This window comes from Pedococcus sp. P2_E5 (genome assembly GCF_056403895.1).
In genome coordinates, this window is sequence record NZ_JBFUEP010000007.1 from 40,779 (window position 1) to 63,652 (window position 22,874).

Genomic DNA, 22,874 nt, shown 5'->3' on the forward strand with positions numbered 1-22,874 from the left:
GGTGCCCCTCCGGAGATATCCACAGCCTCGTCGGCGGGTAGCGCTGGAAGGCGCCCGTGCCGCCGTGGCGAGCACGCGGCATACCCCGCCGTCGGTATGCCGCGTGGTTCAGGCGGCGCCGTACCGCGCCTGGGCGCGGACCCTGGCCTTGGCTGCCTCGGTCTCGCGGTCCTTCGGCGGCGCCGACGTGGTGAGGTGGTCCAGCAGGTGCTGGGTCGCGTGCGCGACCTCGGCGACGGCCTCGTCGAAGGCGGCCTGGTTGGCGGCACTGGGCTTGGTGCTGCCGCTGACCTTGCGGACGTACTGGAGCGCCGCGGCGCGGACCTCGTCGGAGGTGGCGGCGGGCTCGAAGTTGTGCAGCTGGCGGATGTTTCGGCACATACCGTCAGGCTACGTCGGGGCGGCCGAGTGTGTCGCGCGTCATGTGGATGAGCCACACGATGGACACGCCCGAAAGTTTCCTGGGTCCACACCCCGTGGATCACGAACCTGCAGGTCAACGCCCTGCCGTGGGACGGTGCGTCGCGAAATCCACAGGGTTATCCCCCGACTGTGCACAAGCAAGTCGGGCGTTGCGCACACGTTGTCCCCACCCTGTCCACAGGGCTGGTTCGACGTGTGGCGCGGGCGGCCATACGTTGTGCCGGGTCACGGGGTTCCGGTGTCGCTGACGAGGTTTGTCGGTGGGCACTGGTCTACTCGAACTACACAGGTGGAACCGGTCACCGGTGACCGTTGAATCATGGGACAGGGGAGTTGCACGGGTGTCTCTTGCGGAGTTGAGCACGAGTGCGTTCGGCACCGGCGGTGACGGACCGCCGCCGAGCGACGAACGCGTTCCCCCGCAGGACCTGCACGCCGAGCAGTCCGTCCTCGGCGGCATGCTGCTGTCCAAGGACGCGATCGCCGACTGCGTCGAGGGGCTGCGCGGCACCGATTTCTACCGGCCCGCTCACGAGCTGATCTACGACGCGATCCTCGACCTCTACGGGCGCGGTGAGCCGGCCGACGCGATCACCGTGTCGGACGAGCTGTCCAAGCGCGGCGACCTGCAGCGGATCGGTGGACAGGCCTACCTGCACACCCTCATCCAGGCCGTCCCTACGGCTGCGAACGCCGGCTACTACGCCGAGATCGTCAGCGAGCGGGCCGTGCTGCGCCGCCTCGTCGAGGCCGGCACCCGCATCGTGCAGCTCGGCTACCAGCAGGGCAACGGCGACGTCGAGGACATCGTCAACGCCGCCCAGGCCGAGGTCTACGCGGTGGCCGACAAGCGCGGCGGCGAGGACTACCACGCACTCGGCGACATCCTCGAGGAGACGCTCAACGAGATCGAGGTCGCTGCGGGACGCGACGCCAGCGAGATGCTCGGCGTGCCGACCGGGTTCATCGAGCTCGACGAGCTGACCCACGGCCTGCACCCGGGCCAGATGATCGTCCTCGCTGCCCGACCGGCCGTCGGCAAGTCGACGATGGGCCTGGACATCGCCCGGTCGGCTGCGATCAAGCACAAGATGGCGACCGCCGTCTTCTCGCTCGAGATGAGCCGGTCCGAGATCACGATGCGTGTGCTCTCGGCCGAGGCCCAGATCCAGCTGCAGGACCTGCGCAAGGGCACCATCGGTGACGCGGGCTGGAAGAAGCTCGCCCGCATCATGGGGCAGATCTCGGATTCCCCTCTGTTCATTGACGATTCGCCCAACATGTCGCTGATGGAGATCCGGGCCAAGTGCCGCCGGCTCAAACAGCAGCACAACCTCAAGCTCGTCGTCATCGACTACCTCCAGCTGATGAGCTCGGGCAAGAAGGTCGAGTCGCGCCAGCAGGAGGTGTCGGAGTTCTCGCGGGCGCTCAAGCTGCTCGCCAAGGAGCTAGAGGTCCCGGTGATCGCGATCAGCCAGCTGAACCGTGGTCCCGAGCAGCGCACCGACAAGCGCCCGCAGATGTCCGACCTGCGTGAGTCGGGCTCGATCGAGCAGGACGCCGACATGGTGATCCTGCTGCACCGTGACAAGGCCGACCCCGGCCGCGAGGGTGAGGCCGACGTGATCGTGGCCAAGCACCGTAACGGTCCGACCAAGGACATCGTGCTGGCCTTCCAGGGCCACTACTCACGCTTCGCCAACATGGCCCGCGACGGCTTCTGAGTCCGGTGAGCGGTGTGCCGGACCTGGGTCCCGCGCCGGACCGAGTGGTTGTCGAGGTCGCCCAGGCTCGCCGCTTGGTCACCTGTCAGTTCCCGGACTGGGCTGACCTGCCGATCGAACCGGTCGTCAAGGGTGGCTGGGACAACGTCACCTTCCGCCTCGGCGCTGACATGGTGCTGCGCTTCCCCAGCGCGTCCGAGTACGCCGAAGCGGTCGAGAAGGAACACAGATGGCTCCACGCGCTTGGCCCTTCGCTGCCGCTTCCCATTCCGATTCCCCTCGCCAAGGGTGCTCCGAGCGCGGACTACCCGCATCCGTGGTCGGTCTACCGGTGGCTCGATGGCCACACCGCAACTGCTGACCTGATCGCCGGCCCGGTCGCCTTCGCCACCGACTTGGCGGCCTTCCTCGCTGCCCTGCAGGCACTCGACGCAACCGACGGGCCACAGCCCGGAATCCACAACTGGTTCCGGGGCGGCACGCTTCGCACCTACGACGACAACACCCAGCGCGCCCTGAAGGACCTGCGGGGCCTCGTCGACGTCGACCTGGCGGGCCGGGTGTGGGCCGAAGCTCTCAGCGCGCCATGGGACGGCGTCGACCGTTGGTTCCACGGCGACGTCGCCGCCGGGAACCTTCTCCTGGACGACGCTGGACAACTGGCAGCCGTCATCGACTTCGGAACCTGTGGAGTTGGTGATCCAGCCTGCGACCTCGCGGTCGCCTGGACCCTCCTGACCGCTGACGGACGCCAGGCATTCCGAGATCACCTCGCGGTGGACGAACCAACCTGGCGGCGGGGGCGCGGCTGGGCACTCTGGAAGACCGTCGCCAGCTGTTGGCACAGCTTCGAGGACCCGGAGGACGTAGAAGACTTCGAGACCGCCAAGCAGACACTGGACACCATCCTCGGGGACTGACCTCCGTGGGTGCCGCGGGTGTCAGACCCAGATAGCCGCGGGTATGCCGTCCGAGAAGGATTCCGGCGGCTCCGGCAGCGACCGTGCGAGTCCGGTCGTGCGACGTGCCGCCGTCCACGCGGCCGCACACGCGTCGAGGACGTCGTCCGCGGCATACCCGTCGCCCTTGAGCACTGAGGGTGACGCGATGCCGGTGGCGGCGAGGGCCGCGAGGCGGGCGCTGCGGCCCTCGTCGGTCTTCTTGGAGGTGAGCATCGGGGCGCCTGCCATGACGGCGAAGCTCAGCTCGGGGTGCACCTCGAAGACGGCCACGGTCGGACGGCTTCGCACCCACGCGTCGACCTCGAGGATCTTGTCGCGCAGCCCGAAGGCCTGGGCGCCCACTCCCTGGCCGGACGTGGCGCGGTTGGCCACATCCGCGGCCACCCGCGACTCCTGTTCGTAGGCCGCCCGAGTCAGCGTGGTGAAGACCGAAGAAGCCTTGCCCTTCAACGCTTTTCGCGCCAGGACGTCTGCCTGTCGGGTGCTGTCGTCGGGGAGTCCGATGGGGATGTCGATCGCCACAGCCTGGAGGTCGAGGGTCTGGCGCACCATCTCGACGAGCGCGGCGATGGTGGCCGCGACGGCGATGCGCGGGCGGGGCGCGCCGGGTTCGAGGATGGCCCCCACCCACCCGGCCGAGCAGGCGTCGACCCCGAGCACGGGCACGGTCACCTCCACCGGCGGCGCAGGCGTCGGGCCGCTGGGTGGCGCGGCCACCGGATCGGTATGCCGCGTGGCGAGGGCATTGACGTCCACCCCGAGCGCGTCGCCGAGGCGTCGCAGCGTGCCGGCGATCTCGGCCACCGCCGTTGCCGCCTCCCCGGGCCCGCCTGTCGCGGCGAGCCGCGCTGCCAAGCTGGCGGCTTGCCGGGAGAGCTCCACGGACAGGTCGTGCGCGCTCGGATCGTCTGCCATGTGCTCACCGCCGTTCGGTCGTGGTCTGCCGTGCGCCAGCGTGCCACGATCGCCATGGCCGCGGGCAGGCCAACCCGACTGTGACCCTTTGCGGCTGCTCCCGCACGCCGATTTGTCACCTGTCTGCGTCGCTGCTTCGCGCGTAGACTCGACGAGCAAGGCTGCCCCGGACCCGGTGGCGTACCACCACGGCGCATCACCACCGGGAGTCCGTCATGAGCACCCTTCCCAGTCCAGTCACGTCGACGACGCCAGTCACGTCGACGGAACCAGCCCCTCGACGGTTGTACGCGGACGTGAATGCAGCGGTGCGCGCCGCCGGACTGATGGATCGGCGGCTCGGGTCCTACGCCGGCCACTTCGCGTTCAACCTCCTCGGCCTGCTGGTCGTCATGGCGGCCATGGTCGTCTGGCGCGACTCGTGGTGGCTGATCGCGTGGGCGGCGGTGCTCGCCGTGGTGTCGGTGCAGATCGGGTTCCTCGGTCACGACATCGCGCACCGTCAGGTCTCGCGCCGGGCCAAGACCGCCACCCTGCTCGGGCTGTTCCACGCGAACCTGCTCAGTGGGCTCAGCTATGGCTGGTGGGTCGACAAGCACAACGCCCACCATGCGCACCCCAACGACCTCGACACCGACCCCGACGTACGAGCGGGCGCTCTCATCTTCGACGTCAGCCAGGCGATCGGGCGCCGGGGGCTGGCCGCGACGGTCACCAGGTACCAGGCGTGGCTCTTCTTCCCCATGCTCACCTTCGAGGCCGCGAACCTCTATGTCGCCGGCATCCGCACCCTGGTCCGCCCAGGCTTTCGCTACCGGTCGACCGAACTGCTCTTGATCGGCTTCCACACGGTGGCCTACGTCTCGCTCGTGGTGGCCACCATGACGTGGGCGCAGGGCCTGGTCTTCGTCGCGGTCCACCAAGGGCTGCGCGGCCTCTACCTCGGGGTGTCCTTCGCCCCCAACCACAAGGGCATGCCCGTGCTGTCCAAGGCCGACGAGGCGGACCCGTTCCTGCGCCAGGTGCTCACGTCCCGCAACATCCGCGGTGGCCCGGTGGTCGACTGGGCCCTCGGCGGGCTGAACTACCAGATCGAGCACCACCTCTTCCCGAGCATGCCGCGCGCGAACCTTCCCAGGGCGCAGGTGATCGTGCGCTCGTTCTGCGACCGCAACGGCGTGAGCTACGTCGAGGCGTCGGCGCCTTCCTCCTACGCCGACGTGGTCCGCCACCTGCACGCCGTCGGAGCACCGTTGCGCCTGCGCGACTGATCCTGCGGTCCGAGGCTCTGACGGCCCGAGGCTCTGACGGGCCGAGGGACCTCAGCGGGCGACAGCCAGGCCGAGCCAGTTCGCGAGCGACGCGATCTCGGCGTCGACCGCGGCCCGCAGCGCGGCAGGAAAGGGCGCGTCCTCGTGAACCGCATCGACGCGCAACACTCCTGCCGCCAGGTCGGCCGCCGCGTCGACCTTTCCGACGAGCCGGTCCCCGTGCAGGATCGGCAGCGCCCAGTAGCCCCACCGGCGCTTGTCAGCGGGCTTGTACATCTCGAGCTGGTACTCGAACTCGAAGAGCTCGGCCATCCGCTTGCGGTCGAACACCATCCGGTCCAAGGGCGACAGCAAGACCGTGCGCCCGACGAACGGCTCACCGAGGCGCTCCAGCTGCAGGGGGTCGACACGCCAGGCTCCGCGCAGGCCATCCACGAACGCCACCTCGCCGACCTGCCCCACGTCGTTCGGCTCTCCCGGAGCCTCGACCGCCTTCTCGCGAGCCAGTCCGAGTGCGGCCAGCCGCCGCCGGGCGCGCTCGCCAAGGGCAACGTCCACCGGCACGGCCGCGCTGTCGGGGAAGACCCGACGCGCCAGGTCCCACTGCCGTTCGCGCCCCTCGCGGCTCACGACGGCCACCTCACCACGGGCCTCCATGAAGTCGAGCATCCGCTGGGTGTTCTTGTTGTTGGTCCATCCGCTCGACCGCCACGGGACCACGCACGAGTCGGGCAGGCGACGGGCCGACAGGGGTGCCTCCGACTCGAGCTGCTCGAGGATGTCGAGGCGGCAGTCGTCGTTGGCCGACACCCACTCGGCGACGTCCATCTGCCAGTCGCGAAGCGGTTCGGGGCCGGGCCACCGGGCCATCTCGGCGCGGAAGAGGGACATGTCCTCGGCAGGCCGCAGGAAGCCCCTCAGCTCGACCACCGCCCGCTCCTGGAACAGCTCGTCGAGGTCGCCCAGCGCGTAGCGGCCGCCCAGGCGGCTCCAGCACACGAGATCCGCGCTGGGCGCGACCGCCGCCGTCAGGTCGACCTGGACCGCACCCAGGCGCCGCACGACGTCGAGCAGGTCCGTCGGCCGCGGGGCATCGAGCAGCTGCGCCCGCACCGCGATGCGTCGCGCCTCCGCGCGGGACAGCACGATCTCGGTCACCTCGGCACCCTAACCGCGGGCGCCGACTGGCCGCCTCAACTGCGTCCGGACTCCAGCGCCAGTCGCCGCTCGAGGATCTTCGCGAGGTAGTTCATCTGTGCGACGTGGGCCGAGTCGCCGTCGCTCTGCAGCACGGCCGGGCCCTGCGCATCGGTGATGATCGCCACGGCATACCCGTCGACGATCCCCATCTGGCGGGTGACGGTGTCGCTGCGCAGCCAGCCACCCTTGAACGGCCCGGCGCCGATGCTCCCCAGACCCCACCGGTGCGCCGTGATCGGTCGCATCGACGAGAGGAGGTAGGAGCTGGACGACTTCGACACCACTCGTCCGGCGCTCAGCGCGGCCATGAAGCGCACCTGCTCGCGGATGGTCCACTGCATCCCGCCCTGAGACGTGTCAGGGGCCACGGTGCGGGTGTCGCCGATGGACCGCAGGACCCGGTTGATGGCCGCTCCGGGGCTACCGGGGATGGCGTCACGCAGCGCCACCACCGCGTTCGCGTCGGAGGCGGTGAGGGCGGCGGTCACCCATCGCTTCTGCTGGGCGGTCGCCCTGGCCGGGTCGCCGTCGCACGCGGCGTCGAGGAAGGCGGCGACCACCAGCACCTTGGACGTCGACCAGGCCTTGTAGCTCGAGACCGACCCCTCGACGATGACGTTGCCCGGGTCGCTGATCGGGGCGAACGCGAACGCGTCGTTGGGATCCCCCTTGAGGCTGGTCCTGAGTGCGGACGGCGAGGGGGCGGGCCTCGGCTTCACGGTCGGGGCCTTGGTCTTGGTGGTGGTCCGGGGCGTCGCCGTGGTCGTCGTGGAGCTCGTGGTCGTGCTGCTCGTCGAGGCCGACGTCGTGCTGGTGGACGTCGCGGTTGCCGCCCGGGGCGCGTCCTCGGTGCCCGCGCACGCGCCGAGCGCGAGGCAGGCCACTGCCAACCAGACCGTATGCCGCATGGTCACCGAGGGTAACCCGGCCGCCTCCCAGCGCGAACCGGGCTGCTGCCATGATCGCCTGATGCCCTACCTCGTCAGGCAGCGCGACCTCGCCCCAGCAGTCACCGCACCGATCCCCGCAGACCCGTCCCTGCCGCGAGCGTGCGTGATCGGCGCTGGGTCCTCGGGCCTGGCCGCTGCCAAGGCGCTGTATGCCGCTGGCGTCCCGTTCGACTGCTTCGAGCGCGGCAGTGTCATCGGCGGCAACTGGGTGCTAGACAACCCCAACGGCCTGTCGGCGTGCTACGAGACGCTCGAGATCAACACCTCCGGCCCGCGGATGGCGTTCTCCGACTTCCCGATGCCACGCGACTACCCGCCGTATGCCCGGCACGACCAGGTCGCCACCTACTTCAACGCCTACGTCGACCACTTCGGGTTCCGCGACCGGATCACGTTCGACACCACGGTGACCGACGTGGCCCTGGGCGCCGGTGACACGTGGCAGGTCCGCACGACCGGACCCGACGGCGACCAGGTCCGTGACTACGACGCGGTGCTCGTCGCGAACGGCCACCACTGGGACCCGCGATGGCCCCACCCGGCATACCCAGGGGCTTTTGACGGCGAGCAGATCCATGCGCACGACTACCGCTCCGCCGAGCAGCTGGCGGGGCGCGACGTGGTCGTGGTGGGTTCTGGCAACTCGGCGCTTGATATCAGCGTCGAGGCCGGACGGGTGGCCCGCTCAGCCAACCTCTCGCAGCGTCGCGGTCAGTGGGTGCTGCGCAAGTTCGCCCTCGGGCGCCCGACAGACCAGGCGGTGCTGCCGGCGTGGCTGCCCTGGTGGGCCACGGCCATGAAGTTGCGACTGGGGACGATCCTCTCCGGCAACGTCGCGAAACTTGGTCTGCCGCAGCCCCGCCACAAGCCGGGCCAGTCCCACCCCGTCCAGTCCGAAGGCATCCGCGACGCCCTCTGCACCGGCCGGGTGACCCCGAGGCCGGCGATCGAGCGCCTCGACGGCGACCACGTGGTCTTCGTCGACGGGGTCCGGGTGCCGGCCGACCTCATCGTCTGGGCCACGGGCTACAACGTCACCTTCCCGTTCCTCGACCCCGCGCTCGTCGCGGCCAAGGACAACGAGCTGCCGTTGTGGAAGCGCACCGTCCACCCCGATCTGCCCGGGCTCTACTTCATCGGGCTCGCCCAGCCGGTGGGCGCGGTCATGCCCCTGGCCCAGGCCCAGGGGGGAGTGGGTCGCCGAACGGCTCACGGGCAGGTATGCGCCACCGCCGGACAGTGAGGTCCGTCGCCAGATGCGGGCGGACCACGAGCGCAACCGGCGCCAGTTCTACGCCTCGGTGCGGCACACGATGGAGGTCGACTTCGACCACTACCTGTGGGACCTGCGTCGCGAGATCCGGCGCGGCGCCGCCCGCGCTCAGGCCGCCCGGGCCGACGCCGCCCGCGCCGGGGCCGCCCGCGCCCGAAATGGAGTTGGTGCGGCCTGACCGGGCCGGACATGATCGAGCCCATGACTTCGAAGGCGCAGAAATACCCGGACATGTGGGTCGACCCCGAGGATGACCCCCGTGAGGCGGCGAGCACCGCGGCGACCGACGAGCGCAGCGTCCTGCTGGACTACCTGCGTCACTTCCGGCTGACCTTCGGGATGAAGTGCGACGGTCTCGACGCCGAGCAGCTGGCCCGTCGGTCGGTCGATCCGTCCACCATGTCGATGCTGGGGCTGCTCCGGCACCTGGCCGCGGTCGAGCACGCCTGGTTCCGGATCACCATGGCCGGCGAGGTCGTGCCCCGGCTGTGGGGCAAGGACGAGGATCGCGACGCCGACTTCGACGGAGCGGTCGCGGACGACGAGGTGGTCGCCGAGGCCTGGCGGTCCTGGCGCGAGGAGGTCGCCTACGCCGAGGCGTTCGTCGACCGCGCCGAGTCGCTCGAGCTGATGAGCACCCACCCGACCCGCGGCCCGATCTCGCTGCGGGAGCTCCTGGTGCACCTGATCGAGGAGTACGCGCGGCACTGCGGCCACGCCGACCTCATCCGCGAACGGATCGACGGCCGCACCGGACAGTAGGTCCAGCCTCTCGCGCGGCACCGCCACGGTCGCGCTGGCCGCACGCCATGCATTGCCCCAGACGTCTGGGGCAATGCAGGGCGTCTCGCGCGGACTCCCGTGCCTGCGGGGCGCAGTCCCGGCCCCATACCCTGTGCAGCGTGAGCGACGAGGCCGCGCGTCCCCAACCCATCAGCGTGCACGACGCGGTGCAGGAGTATGCCGCGCTGCAGCCCGGCCTGCGGGTGCACGCGGAACAGTTCGTCGCGCTCGTCACCTCGCTGCTCGACGACGCCGGCATCAACTACGTCAGCGTCACCGGTCGCGCCAAGTCGGTCGCGTCCTTCGCCGCCAAGGCGGGCCGCACCGTCGACGGTGACCAGGTCTACGCGGACCCGCTCACCGAGATCACCGACCAGGTCGGGGTCCGCGTCGTGACCTACCTGCACGGCGACGTCGACGCCGTGGCGGGGCTGTTGTCCGACCAGTTCAGCGTCCTGGACGACCGCGACATGGGGCGCGAGACGGCCCGGCAGGGCCGGTTCGGCTACTCCAGCCGTCACCTGCTCGTGGCGGTCGACCCCGTCAAGGGCGTGCCCGCGGCATACGAACCGTTGAAGGGGCGCAGCGCCTCGGTGCAGGTGCGCACGATCCTCCAGCACGCGTGGGCCGAGTTCGAGCACGATGTGCGCTACAAGGGCACCATTCCCGAGGAGCACGTGCCCGACCTCGACCGCCGGTTCACGCTCGCGGCGGGACTGCTGGAGCTGGCTGACCGGGAGTTCTCCGAGATCCGCGACACCCTGCAGGCGACGATGGGCGGCCAGCGGCTGAAGGTCGACGAGGACGACCCGAGGATCAGCGCCTCGGACCTCGCGACGTTCCTCGCAGGCCAGTTCCAGGAGGCCGGATGGTCGCGCACCGACCACTACGCCTGGATCTCGGGGCTGCTCCTGGAGCTCGGCATCACCTCGCTCGACGAGCTCTCCGGCCTGCTGTCCTCGATCGACCTGGAGGGGATCAACGCCCGGATGGGTTACCGCTACCCGGCTGGCGCGGTTCGTCGCCTCGACGACGCGCTGCTCGCGGTCTACGGCACCCGGTACCTCGCCCTGCACGGCAACGCGCATCGCGAGGCGGCCCTGCGGGCCAGGCTCGAGAAGCTCCGCGCCGTCTGATCGGCCGGGCGTTCGTGCCCGACACCGGTCGGTTCCTGCCGCCACCTGACGGTGTCACCCGCCGGCGCTAGTCTGCGAAGCATCCCTCCCTTCTCACGCAGGAGCGCGTCATGGCCTCGATCCTCAACCCCTACATCTCGTTCAAGGACAACGCCCGCCAGGCGTTGGAGTTCTACCAGGAGACCTTCGGCGGCGAGCTGACGGTGAACACGTTCGGGGAGTACGGCGACCCCAGCCAGCCGGGCGCCGACGGCGTCATGCACGGCAACCTCGAGACCCCGTCCGGCTTCCGGATCATGGCGGCCGACACCCCGCCAGGCATGGACCACAACCCCGGCACCAACATCGCGGTCAGCCTCTCCGGCGACGACGCCGACGAGCTCCGTGGCTACTGGGACAAGCTGTCCTCCGGTGGGCAGGTGCAGGTCCCCCTCGAGAAGCAGATGTGGGGCGACGAGTTCGGCATGTGTACCGACCAGTTCGGCATCGGCTGGATGGTCAACATCGCCGGCACCCCGGCCTAGAGCCCCAGCTCGACCCCGACTTCTGGCCACTGGTGTCGCATGAGCACGCTCGACACGGACGCTCCCGCGTGACCAGTGGCCAGAAGTCGGCCTAGGGGCGGAGCCAGGCGGTCGCGTCGGTGGGAAGCAGGCCGTCCTCGAGCGGGATGCTCGACAGCAACACCTGGTCCACGGGCAGCTCGACGGGCGTCCCCGACAGGTTGGCCACGCAGCGCAGCGCCCCGCCGCGGTCGAAGTCGAGGACGTCGCGTGGGGATTCGCGCCACGCCAGCCCCGCGGCAGACAAGCCATCGGTCTCGCGGCGCAGCCGCAACGCCTCGCGGTAGAGCGCCAGCATCGACGCGGGGTCGCCGTCCTGGGCCTCGACGGTGAGGGCGCTCCACGACTGCGGCTGCGGCAGCCAGGGCGTGACGCCGTCGGGGGAGAAGCCGAACGGCGGCTCCTGCCCGCTCCACGGCAGCGGCACCCGGCAGCCGTCGCGCCCGCGCATCACCCCGCCGCTGCGCAGGAACATCGGGTCCTGCAGCACCTCGTCGGGCAGGTCGTCGACGTTGGGTAGCCCGAGCTCCTCGCCCTGGTAGATGTACGCACCTCCGGGGAGCGCGAGCATGAGCATCGCGGCTGCTCGCGCACGTCGCGTCCCCAGCGCCAGGTCGGAGACCTCGCCCTCCCCGTCGCTGATGAAGTACGAGCTGGTGGTCGGCCGGCCGTAGCGGGTGACGGGGCGGATCTCGTCATGGCTGGTCAGCACCCAGGTCGAGGGCACCCCGATCGGCGCGAACGACGACAGGGTCGCGTCGATGACCTCGCGCAGCGGCCCTGCCTCCCACGGCCCCTTGAGGTAGGGAAAGTTGAACGCGGTGTGCATCTCGTCGGGCCGCAGGTAGTTGGCCAGCCGCTCCGGGGTGCTGACGACGGCCTCGGCCACGAACGCCCGGTCGCCGTCGTAGGTGTCGGCGATGGCTCGCCAGCGACGGAAGATGTCGTGCACCGTGTCGACGTCCCAGTGCGGGTTGTCGTCCCAGTCGACGGTGCGGAACTGCAGCACCCCGCCGTAGTCGGCGTCGGGGAGCCCCGCCTTCTTGGACATGGCCGGCGCCGCGTCGATCCGCAGGCCGTCGACGCCGCGGTCGAACCAGAACCGCAGCACGTCGTCGAAGTCGGCCAGCACCTCCTGGTTGCTCCAGTCGAGGTCGGGCTGCTCGGGGGCGAACAGGTGCAGGTACCACTGCCCGGGCGAACCGTCCGCCTCCACGATCCGCGTCCAGGCCGGGCCGCCGAACGCGCTGATCCAGTTGTTCGGGGGCTCGTCGCCGTCGTCTCCGCGGCCGTCGCGGAAGAAGTAGCGCGCGCGCTCCGACGACCCCGGCCCAGCAGCCAGCGCTGCGAGGAACCACGGGTGCTGGTCGGAGGTGTGGTTGGGGACGAGGTCGATGATGACCCGTAGGCCCAGCGCCCGCGCCTCGCTCAGCACCGCGTCCGCGTCCTCCAGGAACCCGAACATCGGGTGTATGCCGCGGAAGTCGCTGACGTCGTAGCCGCCGTCAGCCATCGGCGAGGGAAACCACGGCGAGATCCAGAGCCCGTCGACACCGAGCTCGGCGAGGTAGGGAAGCTTGGCCCGCAGGCCCTGCAGGTCGCCCTCACCGTCGCCGTTCCCGTCGGCGAAACTGCGCGGGTACACCTGGTACATGACAGCGGAGCGCCACCAGGGCGACGGGTCGGGGTCGACGGCCACACGCTGAACCTAGTGGCTCGGAGCCCCTTCCGACAGGGCAAGTCCAGCAGGGCTGTTCCGACCTGGCCAGACGCCAAGAGAATGGCGCCGGCATGCGCATCGGCGCCCAACCCGGTGGGTCGGACGCCGATGCGCTGGATGTCGATGACCCTGCGGACGAGGGCCGTGAGGTCCACGTCAGTGGACCACCACAGGCGGCACTCCCTGGTCGTCGAGCAGGTGCGACTTCTCCTGCTTGCGTGGCAGGAAGTACGCCGGGATGAGGGTCAGGCTCACCAGGATCGCGGCCCACCAGTAGGTGTGGGCGAACGCGCCCGCAGCCGCGACCGGTGCCTGCGCCGGGCTGGACGGCGGGTTGTCCTTGAGGGCGTTGGTCAGGACCACCGAGAACAGGGCGACGCCGACAGAGCTCGCGATCTGCTGGGTGATGTTGAGCAGGGTCGACCCACGGGCCACCTCGTGGTGGGTGAGCGTCTTCAGGGCGGTGGTGAAGATGGGCATCATCGTGCCGCCCATACCCAGCCCCATGACGAACAGCACCGGGATGATGAAGCCCCAGTGCGAGGAGTCGGCCTCGATCTGGGTCAGGGCGAACATGCCCCCGATGATGAGCACCAGTCCGAAGGGCACGATCCGCCCCACGGGGAACTTGTCCACCAAGGTGCCGGCGATCGGCATGGTGAGCATGGCGCCGACGCCCTGCGGTGCGACCAGCCAGCCCGCGTTGAGCGGCGTCTCACCCTGCACCTGCTGGAGGAACTGGGGCACGAGCAGCAGCCCGCCGAAGAACGACGCCGCGAAGATGAACATCGTGATGACAGAGACGGTGAGGTTGCGGTTCTTGAACAGTCGCAGGTCGAGCAGCGGGTGCTTGGGCCGGAAGCTGTAGAGGACGAACGCGACCATCAGCGCCAGGCCGACGAAGCCCGGGACGAGCACCTTGGCGTGGCCGATGCCGCCCTGGCCCGGGATCGACGAGACGCCGTAGAGGAACAGGGCGAGGCCGGGGCTCATCATGAGCATGCCGACGAAGTCGAACGACTCGGAGGGCTGCGGGTTGTCCTTGGCCAGTGCGAACTGGGCGTAGACGAGGGCGACGAGCCCGATCGGCGCATTGATCAGGAAGATGTAGTGCCAGCTGAAGTGGTCGATCAGCCAGCCACCGAGGATGGGGCCGAAGATCGGGCCGAGCAGCATCGGCACGCCGAGGRTGGCCATCAGGCGGCCCATCCGGGCGGGGCCGGCGGCGCGGGTCATGATCGTCATGCCGAGCGGCATCAGCATGCCGCCGCCGAGACCCTGCAGGACCCGGAAGCCGATCAACATGCCGATCGACGTGGCCGCGGCGCACAGGACCGAGCCGAGGGTGAACAGCAGGATCGCCAGCATGTAGAGACGCTTGGTGCCGAAGCGGTCGGCCGCCCAGCCCGACAACGGGATGACCGTGGCGAGGGCGAGCGTGTAGCCGGTGACCGTCCAGGCGACGGTCGAGTAGGCGAGCGGCTCGCCGCCGAAGGCCGTCTGGAAGGTGCGCAGCGCGACGTTGACGACGGTGATGTCGAGGATCGACATGATGGCCCCGAGGACGACGACGCCAGCGACCTTCAGGACGGCGGCATCGATCTTCTCGGGGTAGACCACGGGTGTCGTGGCAGGTGCAGACACAAGGAGTCCTCTCGGAAAAGGTATGAGTCGTCGCGCCCCCCGCGACGGTGCGTGACGCAGTAAAAATCCTAGACCTGCGGACCGACAGCCCACACGCCCTTTTCGGCGGGTGCGGCATCGCTGCAGGTGGGAGGGCCGGTCAGGTGTCGCCGGCCGAGTGGTCAGGCGTTGCCAACCCCGTGGTCAGGCGTTGCCAACCCCCTGGTCAGGCGTTGCCGACCCCGTGGTCAGGCGTTGCCGGCGGCCTCGAGAGCGGCGATGTCGAGCTTGTGCATCGTCATCATCGCGGCGAAGACCTTGGCGGCGCGGTCGGGGTCGCCGCTCGCGATCTCGTCCCAGTTCTCGGGGACGACCTGCCAGGACAGGCCGAACCTGTCCTTCAGCCAGCCGCAGGGACCCTCCTGCCCGCCGTCGGCCGTGAGGGCCTCCCAGTACCGGTCGATCTCGGCCTGGTCCTTGCAGTCGATCGTGATCGAGACCGCCTCGTCGAAGGTGAACTGCGGCCCGCCGTTGAGCGCCACGTACGGCACCCCGTCGAGCTCGAAGCCCACCGTCAGCACCTCGCCGGCGCGCTCACCGCTTCCCTCGGGATAGCGGGCGATCGTTCCGATGGTCGAGCTGGGGAACACCGACGTGTAGAACTCCGCGGCGTCCTGGGCCTGTCGGTCGAACCACAGGCAGACGTACTGGCGTGGCATGACGTGCTCCTTTCGTGGTGGGTCGGCTCGGTGGTGCGGGTGGTGGCCCGCGTCCTACCCGTGTTGACCGCCGCCGGCGCGCAAACTCATCGGCGGGTATGCCGTAGCGTCGCCACCGTGACCCCGTCACCTCCGTCGCTGCTCACCGCACCGCGCGCCGACGCGGACGTCCCGGCCTACTGGCAGGCGCTCGGGGTGCCCGGTCTGGCCGACATCCACGTGCACTTCCTGCCCGAGCCGATGCTCGCCAAGGTGTGGGCCTACTTCGACGAGGCCGAGCGCAACTACGGCCAGCCGTGGCCGATCCACTACCGCGACGACGAGGCGACGCGACTCGAGACCCTCCGTGCGCTCGGTGTCCGGGCCATCCCGGCGCTGGTCTACCCGCACAAGGCCGGCATGGCGGCCTGGCTCAACGACTGGTGCGCCGACTTCGCCGCCCGGGTCGACGGCGCCGTCCACTGCGCCACGCTCTTCCCCGAGCCAGGGGTCGGGGAGCAGGTGGAACGGTCGCTGGAGTCGGGCGCACGGCTGTTCAAGATGCACGTCCAGGTGGGCGGCTACAGCCCTGAGGACCCCTTGCTCGACCCGGCCTGGGACGCGCTGGAGCGGGCCGGTGCGCCGGTCGTGCTGCATGCCGGGTCGGCCCCCAAGGAGGGCGCCTACACGGGCCCCAAGGCGGTGGCGGCGGTCCTCGACCGGCACCCCGAGCTGACCCTGGTCATCGCGCACCTCGGCATGGACGAGTACGACGCGTTCGCGGACCTGGCCGAGACCTTCCCGCGCATGCACCTCGACACGACGATGGCCGGCACCGACTTCAGCAACCAGTTCGCGCCGCTGACCGCGGCCTACGTCGAGCGGCTCGCGGCCCTCGGTGACCGCGTGGTGCTGGGCACGGACTTCCCCAACATCCCCTATCCGTACGCCCACCAGATCGAGGCCCTTCACCGTCTTGGGCTGGGTGACGAGTGGATGCGAAAGGTGTTGTGGCACAACGGTGCCCGCTTGCTGGGACTGGAGGGCCAGGTTGCCTGACGAGACACCGGTGAGCGATCACCTCGCCACCGCCATGCAGAGCCTGTATGCCGCCGCGCCCGACGAGTTCATGGCTGCGAGGTCCGCGCTGGTCGCCGCCGCCAAGGCGGCCGGCGAGGCCGAGGCGGCGGCCGAGATCGGCAAGCTCCGCAAGCCCAGCCTCGCGGCCTGGGCGGTCAACCTCACGGCGCGCACGGCTCCGGACGTGGTGTCGGCACTGACCGACCTCGGCGTGCAGATGCGGGCCGCGCAGTCGCGCATGGACACGGGGTCCCTCACGGCCATGCGCGGTGATCGAGACGCCGCCGTGGACTCCTTCGTCCGCGCCGCCTCCGAGGCCGTGGGCGGGTCGGGCCGCAGCCTCAGCGCGGCCGCCCAGCAGGACGTCCGCGCGACGGCAATCGCCGCACTCGCCGACGAGCGCGCTTCCGCCGCCGTGACGTCCGGGCAGCTCACGCGGGCCTTGTCCTACAGCGGGTTCGGCGWGGTCGACCTCGCCGAGGCCGTGGCGCGCACGGCGGGGGGAGCGATCCTGACCATCCTCCCGGGGGGTCGCGGTCAGGGTCAGGGACAGGGACGGGCTCGGGTTCGTGGCCGGGGTCCGGGCGCCGGTGACGCCGACTCCACCGACGGCTCGGGACAGGACTGGCAGGACGGCGAGGACGGCGACGCCCGCAGTGGCGGCGACGGCGCCGAGGCTCCGTCCGCCGAGGACCTCGAGGAGGCGCTGACCCTGGCCGAGCGCCAGCTCGCCGACGCACAGGCAGCCGTCGACGCGGCACGCCAACGGGCGGAGGACACGCGGGAGCGGCTGGCCGTCGTCGAGCGCCAGCTCACCAAGGCCCGGGAGGCCGACGAACGCGCGCTGGAGGCGGTCACCGACGCGGTCCGGGCGCGCAAGCAGGCCGAGGCCACGCGGCATACCGCTCAGCAGGCACTGGACGACGCGCGGGGGCGCGACTGACGACGAGGCGACCACCGGTCCTCAGTGGACGCGCCCCGTCACCACCCGTGGGTGCCGGGTCCGCCCTTGAACGGGCCGACGACGCGGTCGGTGATCCACCCGCCGTAGAAGCCTCCGGCCTGGGGGCGGACGACCTCGCCGTCCACGACGCACCGGTCCACCTGCCCCGGCATCACCGCCACGGCGTCCGTGATCACGGCGAAGCCCGGTGTCGGCCGTGGGTAGAACCACGCGGCGCGCGGGGCGACCACGCCGCCTGCGACCAGGTCGACGTAGGACGCCTGACCCTTCCACTCGCACCATGACGCTCCCTCGGTCGGGCGGAGCGCACCGTCGGCGAAGGCGTCGCGTGGCAGGTAGTAGGTCGGGGGGTGGCTGGTCTCCAGGACGCGCCACGACGCCGTCGTCCGCGCGATCCGCACGCCACCGAGCCACACCTCGACGGCCTCCGCGCTGGACTCGACGCGAGGCGGCCTCGGGTAGTCCCAGACCGACTCCTGGCCGGACGACGTGGGTTCAGGGGTGGGTCGTGCCATGGCCTCACGGTAGGCCCCGCGCTCGAGGGAGCGGCGCCGGTCCTGCGCAGGTACCTTGGGCGGACGGAGGTGGCTGATGGCACAGCAGCGGACGGGCATCGACCCGCAGGTCGGCCCGAGCGGCGACGGATGCGTGGAATGCCTTGCAGCACAAGGGTGGTGGGTCCACCTGCGCCGCTGTGCGCTGTGCGGCCACATCGGCTGCTGTGACACCTCCCCGAGCCAGCATGCGTCGCACCACTACGAGGAGACGGGCCACCCCGTGATCCGGTCGTTCGAGCCGGGGGAGGACTGGTTCTGGGACTTCGGTGAGGGCAGGGGGTTCGTGGGCCCGCAGCTGGCCGAGCCGCTGCACCACCCTCTGGACCAGCCGACTCCCGGCCCTGCGGGCGCGGTTCCCGCCGACTGGCAACAGCACATCCACTAGGCTGTCCGGGGCGCTGCTATGTCGTCCCGAGGGGGTCAGCCGGCTCAGGGTCGACCCTGAGATGACTAGTCAGGTTCCGGGGGTCATCTAGGTACCTTGCCTGATGTGGTGGGTGGCCCGTTCAAGGGACGGTTTCAGGCATGGCCCTCCACACCGAGCTGCTCCCGCCGACGGCACTGACCGCACCACTGCGGCCGTTGACCGCGCGGGTCCGGGTCGCCCGCCGCGCCCCGGGGGGCGGTCGCGGCGGGAGGGGGGCCGCCAAGCTGCTCGTCTCCGGGGCCCTCGCCACCGGCATCGTGGCGCTCGCCCTGCCCAAGGTGGCCGGTGCCGAGTGGGTCGACATCGCCACCGCGCTCAAGGGCCTGTCGATCGGGCAGCTGGCCGTCCTCGCACTGCTGTGGATCGCAGGGCTGTGGGTGCACACCCCGGCCCTGACCGCCGCCATGCCCGGGTTGTCGCACCGACGGGCCCTCATGCTCAACCTCACCGGCTCCTTCGTCTCCAACCTGCTGCCCCTCGGCGGCGCCGCGGGCACGGTGGCCAACTGGCGGATGGCGCGGTCGTGGGGCTTCGAGTCACCGGCCTTCGCCCGGTGGGCCGTCCTGACCAACCTCGTCGACACCCTGCTCAAGTTCGTCCTGCCCGGTCTGGCGCTCTGCTGGCTCGGTGTGGCCGGCGTCGAGGTGTCCAGCAGTGTCAGCACCGCCGCCTACATCGGGCTGGGTCTGCTCACCGGCAGCGTCGCCGCCGTGTGGCTGGTTGCGCGCGACGACCGTGCCGTGCGCTGGCTGGGCCGCCTCGCCGACCGCGTGGTCGCGCGGGTGCGGTTCCTTCCCGTCGCCGACGAGGGGTATGCCGAGCGGGCGGCGTCGTTCCGCCGCGAGAGTGCCGGGCTGGTGGCCGCCGGCTGGGGCCGGATGGTCGGTGCCAAGCTCGCGTATGCCGCGCTGCAGGCCGTGCTGCTGTGGGCCTGTCTGCGCGTGGTCGGGGCCGACGTGCACCCAGCCGTCGTCGGGGCAGCCTTCGCCGTCGAACGCATCCTGACCATGGTGGCGATCACACCCGGTGCGACCGGCATCGTCGAGCTGGGGATGACCGGGGCGCTGGTGGCCTTCCACGGCGAACCAGCCATTGCCGCCGCGGGCGTACTGCTCTACCGGGCGTTCATCTTCGGCATGGAGATCCCGGTGGGCGGGCTGTCGATGCTGGCCTGGTCGCTGCGCCGCCGAGACGTGGCCCTCACTGCCTGACCACGCAGTCAGGCGGTTCTGTCGAGGATGAAGGCGAGGACGGCGGCCTGGGTCCGCAGCCGCGCGGCATACTCCCCGAGCCCGCCGGCCTCTGACTCCTCCGCCGCGTGCACGCGGTCCAGCCTCTCCCGCTCCACGACCTCGCGCACCTCCTCGGGCGTGAGCTCGCGACGGAGTGCCTCCGTGGAGCCGACCCCGATCGCGGCTCCGGCGACTGGTCCCTCCCCGACCGGGGACGCGGAGGGGGCCGGCACGGCCTCCGCGTTCGCGATGGCAGCCAGGGCCGAGCGCACGACGGCGACCGTGTCCGCGTCACCCGCACGCATCGCGGGCAGGAGGGCGGACCTCAGCAGGGCACGCAGGTCGGCGCTCACCCCCCGATCCTGCCACCCCTCCCTCCCGAGGAACCTTTGCTAGCAAAGGTTACTCCGCGCGCGCCGACGGCCTCAGGGAGTGGGCTGGAACCCGCGCAGGCGCAGGCTGTTGGTCACGACGAACACCGAGGACAGCGCCATGGCGGCACCGGCGATCATCGGACTGAGCAGGCCGAGCGCAGCGAGCGGGATCGCGGCGACGTTGTAGGCGAAGGCCCAGAACAGGTTGCCCTTGATGATGCCCAGCGTCCGCCTGGCCAGCCGGATCGCGTCGGGGGCCGACCGGAGGTCGCCGCGCACGAGCGTCAGGTCGCTCGCCTCGATGGCCACGTCGCTCCCCGTGCCCATGGCCAGGCCGAGATCGGCCTGGGCGAGGGCTGCGGCATCGTTGACCCCGTCGCCGACCATGGCGACCGTCTTCCCATGGGCCTGAAGGCGTTTCACGACGTCGACCTTGTCCTGGGGCAGCACGTCCGCGACGACGTCCTGTATGCCGACCTGGCCCGCGATCTCGCGTGCGGCGGCTTCGTTGTCACCAGTGAGCAGGATCGGGTGCAGGCCCAGCGCCTTCAGCTCGCGGACGGCCTGGGCCGAGCTGTCCTTGACGGTGTCGGCGACGACGAGGACCCCCCGGGCGACGCCGTCCCAGGCGACCACCACGGCAGTGCCGCCGCGCTGCTGAGCCGAGCTCACGGCATACCCGAGGTCGGCGGGGACGGGCACCGACCAGTCGGCCAGCAGACGCGGCCGGCCCACCACGACGGCGTGGCCCTCGACGGTGCCGTGGACGCCGAGGCCCTCGGTGCTGGTGAAACCCTCCACGGCGGGAACCCTGCCTGCCTCGTGCGCGGCGACGGCGATGGCGCGGGCGACGGGGTGCTCGGAGGCGTCCTCGAGCGCCCCGGACAGGCGCAGGACTTCCGCCGCGACCTGGCCGTCGGCGGGCACCACGTCGGTCAGCGCCATCCGACCCGTGGTGACGGTGCCGGTCTTGTCGAGCACGACGGTGTCGACGCGACGGGTGGACTCGAGGACCTCGGGTCCCCGGATGAGCAGGCCGAGCTGGGCGCCGCGCCCCGTGCCGACCATGAGCGCCGTCGGGGTCGCGAGGCCCAGGGCGCACGGGCAGGCGATGATCAGCACCGCGACCGCCGCGGTGAAGGCGGCGGTCCAGCCACCGCCGATGGCAACCCAGGCGACGAGGGTGCCGGCGGACAGGGCGATGACGACGGGCACGAAGATCCCGGAGACACGGTCGGCGAGGCGCTGCACATCGGCCTTGCCGTTCTGGGCGTCCTCCACGAGCCGGGCCATCTGGGCGAGCTGGGTGTCCGCGCCGACCCGGGTCGCGCGCACGACGAGGCGGCCGCCGGCGTTGACGGTCGCGCCGACGACGGGGTCGCCAGGGCCCACCTCTGCCGGCACCGACTCGCCGGTGACCATCGAGGCGTCGACGGCCGAGGTGCCCTGCTCGATGGTGCCGTCGGCCGCGATCTTCTCGCCGGGGCGCACGACGAAGCGCATGCCCACGGCCAGCTGGTCGACGGGGAGGCGTTCCTCGCGGGTGTCGTCGCCGTCGCCTCGGAGGACCGCGACGTCCTTGGCGCCCAGCTGCAGCAACGCTCGCAGCGCTGCGCCCGACGCTCGCTTGGCGCGGGCCTCGGCGTAGCGCCCGGCCAGCAGGAAGGCGGTCACCCCCGCCGCGGCTTCGAGGTAGATCGTGTCGGCACCGTCGCTGCGCTCGAGGGTGAACCGGAAGGCGTGGGTCATGCCGGGGGTGCCGGCCGTGCCGAAGAACAGGGCGTAGACGGACCAGCCGAAGGCGGCCAGCGTGCCGACCGAGATCAGGGTGTCCATGGTCGACTGACCGTGGCGCAGGTTGGTCCAGGCCGCGCGGTGGAACTGCCAGCCTCCCCAGAAGACGACCGGTGCGGCCAGTGTGAGCGAAGCCCACTGCCAGTAGCGGAACTGCCACGCGGGGACCATCGCCATCGCGACGACGGGGAGTGCCAGGGCGACGGAGACCAGCAACCGGTGGCGCAGCGCCGCCGTGGGGTCCGGCTCCGTGCTTGCGGCCCGGTCGGGCTCTGCGACGGGCAGCGTGGCCGTGTAGCCGGTGCGTTCGACGGTCTCCAGGAGGTCGTCGGTCGTGACGCTTTCGGCAAAGGTCACCCTGGCCTTCTCGGTGGCGTAGTTGACCGTCGCGGTGACGCCCTCGATCTTGTTGAGCTTCTTCTCGATCCGGGTGGCGCAGGAGGCGCACGTCATGCCACCGATGACGAGCTCGACGCTGGTGGGGGCGCTCACGGCACGAGGCTGTAGTTGCCTGCCTCGTCGAGGGCAGCCGCCACCTCAGCCGGGGTGAGCTCGCGCGTCGCGTCCACGGTGACGGCAGAGGTGCCGCCGGCCACGAGGGCGACGCGGACGTCGCTGACGCCGTCGAGGGCCTTGAGCTCTTCGGTCACCGCGCTCGCGCAGTGGCCGCAGGTCATGCCGTCGACGGCGAAGTTCTGGGTGCTCATGGGGTGCTCCTTGCGGTGGCGGTGGGGTTCGGCGGCGGGGTTCGAAACGGGGAGGTGCCCGGGGCGGGCGCGGTCAGGACCGGACGAGCCGGGCGATCGCGTCGGAGGCCTCGCGCACCTTCTCCTGCGCCTCGGGACCACCCTTGCGAGCGGCGTCGACGACACAGTGCCCGAGGTGTTCCTCCAGCAGCTCGAGCGAGAACGACTGCAGGGCCTTGGTCGCCGCGGCCACCTGGGTGAGGATGTCGATGCAGTACTTGTCCTCCTCGACCATGCGCTGCAACCCGCGGACCTGGCCCTCGATGCGCCGCAACCGCTTGAGGTGGCTGTCCTTCTGGTCGTGGTAGCCGTGGTGCGTTTCGCTCTCACTCATGCCACACACCATACCCCCCTATGGTATCCAGTCAACCCCGTCAACCCCGTCAACCCCGTCAACCCCGTCAACCCCGCCAACGACTTCTGGCCACTGTGGTGGCACGGACGGCGGGAGATCCCGTC

The 22,874-nt window shown here is 70.8% G+C and carries 24 protein-coding genes; 12 read left to right on the forward strand and 12 right to left on the reverse strand.

The genetic code is table 11. The features are described 5' to 3' along the window. Nucleotides 1–108: 108 nt before the first annotated feature. The gene (locus AC1DVZ_RS03645) at nucleotides 109–381 is read right to left on the reverse strand and encodes a DUF2277 domain-containing protein (protein ID WP_477616823.1); all 273 of its coding nucleotides are present in this window, start codon (nucleotides 379–381) and stop codon (nucleotides 109–111) included. A gap of 398 nt (nucleotides 382–779) precedes the next feature. Here AC1DVZ_RS03645 and dnaB point away from each other — a divergent pair, with 398 nt between their 5' ends. Together dnaB and AC1DVZ_RS03655 are read left to right on the forward strand one after the other, a co-directional pair. Continuing rightward, complete coding sequence (gene dnaB, locus AC1DVZ_RS03650; protein WP_477614185.1) at nucleotides 780–2,147, forward strand: replicative DNA helicase; 1,368 nt, start codon at nucleotides 780–782, stop codon at nucleotides 2,145–2,147. 74 nt (nucleotides 2,148–2,221) lie between these two features. After that, nucleotides 2,222–3,067 carry an aminoglycoside phosphotransferase family protein gene (locus AC1DVZ_RS03655; protein WP_477616824.1) on the forward strand — a complete coding sequence of 282 codons (846 nt, stop codon included), beginning with the start codon at nucleotides 2,222–2,224 and terminating at the stop codon, nucleotides 3,065–3,067. 21 nt (nucleotides 3,068–3,088) lie between these two features. On the opposite strand, the gene AC1DVZ_RS03660 is transcribed toward AC1DVZ_RS03655, so the two are convergent. After that, entirely contained in the window at nucleotides 3,089–4,024 is a 936-nt protein-coding gene (locus tag AC1DVZ_RS03660) for a DUF429 domain-containing protein (RefSeq protein WP_477616825.1), read from the reverse strand. Between the two features lie 215 nt (nucleotides 4,025–4,239). Here AC1DVZ_RS03660 and AC1DVZ_RS03665 point away from each other — a divergent pair, with 215 nt between their 5' ends. Then, nucleotides 4,240–5,295, forward strand: a complete 1,056-nt coding sequence (locus AC1DVZ_RS03665) for a fatty acid desaturase family protein (RefSeq protein ID WP_477616826.1) — start codon at nucleotides 4,240–4,242, stop codon at nucleotides 5,293–5,295. A 51-nt stretch (nucleotides 5,296–5,346) separates the two neighbouring features. On the opposite strand, the gene AC1DVZ_RS03670 is transcribed toward AC1DVZ_RS03665, so the two are convergent. Next, complete coding sequence (locus tag AC1DVZ_RS03670; protein ID WP_477616827.1) at nucleotides 5,347–6,453, reverse strand: DNA glycosylase AlkZ-like family protein; 1,107 nt, start codon at nucleotides 6,451–6,453, stop codon at nucleotides 5,347–5,349. Nucleotides 6,454–6,488: 35 nt separating this feature from the next. Then, the gene (locus AC1DVZ_RS03675; protein WP_477616828.1) at nucleotides 6,489–7,214 is read right to left on the reverse strand and encodes a serine hydrolase; all 726 of its coding nucleotides are present in this window, start codon (nucleotides 7,212–7,214) and stop codon (nucleotides 6,489–6,491) included. On the opposite strand from AC1DVZ_RS03675, the gene AC1DVZ_RS03680 reads away from it, so the two are divergent. From AC1DVZ_RS03680 to AC1DVZ_RS03700, 5 genes are all read left to right on the forward strand, one after another. Continuing rightward, nucleotides 7,165–8,688 (forward strand): flavin-containing monooxygenase, encoded by a 1,524-nt coding sequence (locus AC1DVZ_RS03680; RefSeq protein WP_477616829.1) that lies wholly within the window; start codon nucleotides 7,165–7,167, stop codon nucleotides 8,686–8,688. The genes AC1DVZ_RS03675 and AC1DVZ_RS03680 overlap by 50 nt on opposite strands. Before the next feature lie 13 nt (nucleotides 8,689–8,701). Then, nucleotides 8,702–8,896 carry a hypothetical protein gene (locus AC1DVZ_RS03685; protein ID WP_477616830.1) on the forward strand — a complete coding sequence of 65 codons (195 nt, stop codon included), beginning with the start codon at nucleotides 8,702–8,704 and terminating at the stop codon, nucleotides 8,894–8,896. Between the two features lie 23 nt (nucleotides 8,897–8,919). Beyond that, the gene (locus AC1DVZ_RS03690; RefSeq protein ID WP_477616831.1) at nucleotides 8,920–9,480 is read left to right on the forward strand and encodes a DinB family protein; all 561 of its coding nucleotides are present in this window, start codon (nucleotides 8,920–8,922) and stop codon (nucleotides 9,478–9,480) included. 140 nt (nucleotides 9,481–9,620) lie between these two features. Further along, complete coding sequence (locus AC1DVZ_RS03695) at nucleotides 9,621–10,637, forward strand: GTP pyrophosphokinase (RefSeq protein WP_477616832.1); 1,017 nt, start codon at nucleotides 9,621–9,623, stop codon at nucleotides 10,635–10,637. 110 nt (nucleotides 10,638–10,747) lie between these two features. Further along, complete coding sequence (locus AC1DVZ_RS03700; RefSeq protein ID WP_477616833.1) at nucleotides 10,748–11,161, forward strand: VOC family protein; 414 nt, start codon at nucleotides 10,748–10,750, stop codon at nucleotides 11,159–11,161. 91 nt (nucleotides 11,162–11,252) lie between these two features. Here AC1DVZ_RS03700 and AC1DVZ_RS03705 read toward each other — a convergent pair whose 3' ends face one another. From AC1DVZ_RS03705 to AC1DVZ_RS03715, 3 genes are all read right to left on the reverse strand, one after another. Further along, nucleotides 11,253–12,854 (reverse strand): glycoside hydrolase family 13 protein, encoded by a 1,602-nt coding sequence (locus AC1DVZ_RS03705; protein ID WP_477616871.1) that lies wholly within the window; start codon nucleotides 12,852–12,854, stop codon nucleotides 11,253–11,255. A 222-nt stretch (nucleotides 12,855–13,076) separates the two neighbouring features. Next, nucleotides 13,077–14,564: a DHA2 family efflux MFS transporter permease subunit gene (locus AC1DVZ_RS03710; protein WP_477616834.1), complete on the reverse strand. Its 1,488-nt coding sequence runs from the start codon at nucleotides 14,562–14,564 to the stop codon at nucleotides 13,077–13,079. A 227-nt stretch (nucleotides 14,565–14,791) separates the two neighbouring features. Further along, nucleotides 14,792–15,262 (reverse strand): VOC family protein, encoded by a 471-nt coding sequence (locus AC1DVZ_RS03715; protein WP_477616835.1) that lies wholly within the window; start codon nucleotides 15,260–15,262, stop codon nucleotides 14,792–14,794. A 117-nt stretch (nucleotides 15,263–15,379) separates the two neighbouring features. Between AC1DVZ_RS03715 and AC1DVZ_RS03720 the strand changes: the two genes are divergently transcribed. Both AC1DVZ_RS03720 and AC1DVZ_RS03725 read left to right on the forward strand, forming a co-directional pair. Further along, on the forward strand, nucleotides 15,380–16,300 hold the full coding sequence (locus AC1DVZ_RS03720) for an amidohydrolase family protein (RefSeq protein WP_477616836.1): 921 nt from the start codon (nucleotides 15,380–15,382) through the stop codon (nucleotides 16,298–16,300). Between the two features lie 10 nt (nucleotides 16,301–16,310). Continuing rightward, entirely contained in the window at nucleotides 16,311–17,264 is a 954-nt protein-coding gene (locus tag AC1DVZ_RS03725) for a hypothetical protein (protein ID WP_477616837.1), read from the forward strand. A gap of 38 nt (nucleotides 17,265–17,302) precedes the next feature. On the opposite strand, the gene AC1DVZ_RS03730 is transcribed toward AC1DVZ_RS03725, so the two are convergent. After that, the gene (locus tag AC1DVZ_RS03730) at nucleotides 17,303–17,800 is read right to left on the reverse strand and encodes a DUF427 domain-containing protein (RefSeq protein ID WP_477616838.1); all 498 of its coding nucleotides are present in this window, start codon (nucleotides 17,798–17,800) and stop codon (nucleotides 17,303–17,305) included. Between the two features lie 76 nt (nucleotides 17,801–17,876). On the opposite strand from AC1DVZ_RS03730, the gene AC1DVZ_RS03735 reads away from it, so the two are divergent. Together AC1DVZ_RS03735 and AC1DVZ_RS03740 are read left to right on the forward strand one after the other, a co-directional pair. Further along, nucleotides 17,877–18,227, forward strand: a complete 351-nt coding sequence (locus AC1DVZ_RS03735) for a UBP-type zinc finger domain-containing protein (protein ID WP_477616839.1) — start codon at nucleotides 17,877–17,879, stop codon at nucleotides 18,225–18,227. A gap of 140 nt (nucleotides 18,228–18,367) precedes the next feature. Beyond that, nucleotides 18,368–19,480 (forward strand): lysylphosphatidylglycerol synthase transmembrane domain-containing protein, encoded by a 1,113-nt coding sequence (locus tag AC1DVZ_RS03740; protein ID WP_477616840.1) that lies wholly within the window; start codon nucleotides 18,368–18,370, stop codon nucleotides 19,478–19,480. A gap of 8 nt (nucleotides 19,481–19,488) precedes the next feature. On the opposite strand, the gene AC1DVZ_RS03745 is transcribed toward AC1DVZ_RS03740, so the two are convergent. The 4 genes from AC1DVZ_RS03745 to AC1DVZ_RS03760 all read right to left on the reverse strand — a co-directional run bounded on the left by AC1DVZ_RS03745 (nucleotide 19,489) and on the right by AC1DVZ_RS03760 (nucleotide 22,749). Further along, nucleotides 19,489–19,854 (reverse strand): hypothetical protein, encoded by a 366-nt coding sequence (locus tag AC1DVZ_RS03745; protein ID WP_477616841.1) that lies wholly within the window; start codon nucleotides 19,852–19,854, stop codon nucleotides 19,489–19,491. Nucleotides 19,855–19,926: 72 nt separating this feature from the next. After that, a complete protein-coding gene (locus tag AC1DVZ_RS03750) occupies nucleotides 19,927–22,122 on the reverse strand; it encodes a heavy metal translocating P-type ATPase (RefSeq protein ID WP_477616872.1) in 2,196 nt (731 codons plus the stop codon). A 35-nt stretch (nucleotides 22,123–22,157) separates the two neighbouring features. Next, entirely contained in the window at nucleotides 22,158–22,376 is a 219-nt protein-coding gene (locus tag AC1DVZ_RS03755; protein WP_477616842.1) for a heavy-metal-associated domain-containing protein, read from the reverse strand. A gap of 73 nt (nucleotides 22,377–22,449) precedes the next feature. Next, entirely contained in the window at nucleotides 22,450–22,749 is a 300-nt protein-coding gene (locus AC1DVZ_RS03760) for a metal-sensitive transcriptional regulator (protein ID WP_477616843.1), read from the reverse strand. Nucleotides 22,750–22,874 lie beyond the last annotated feature (125 nt).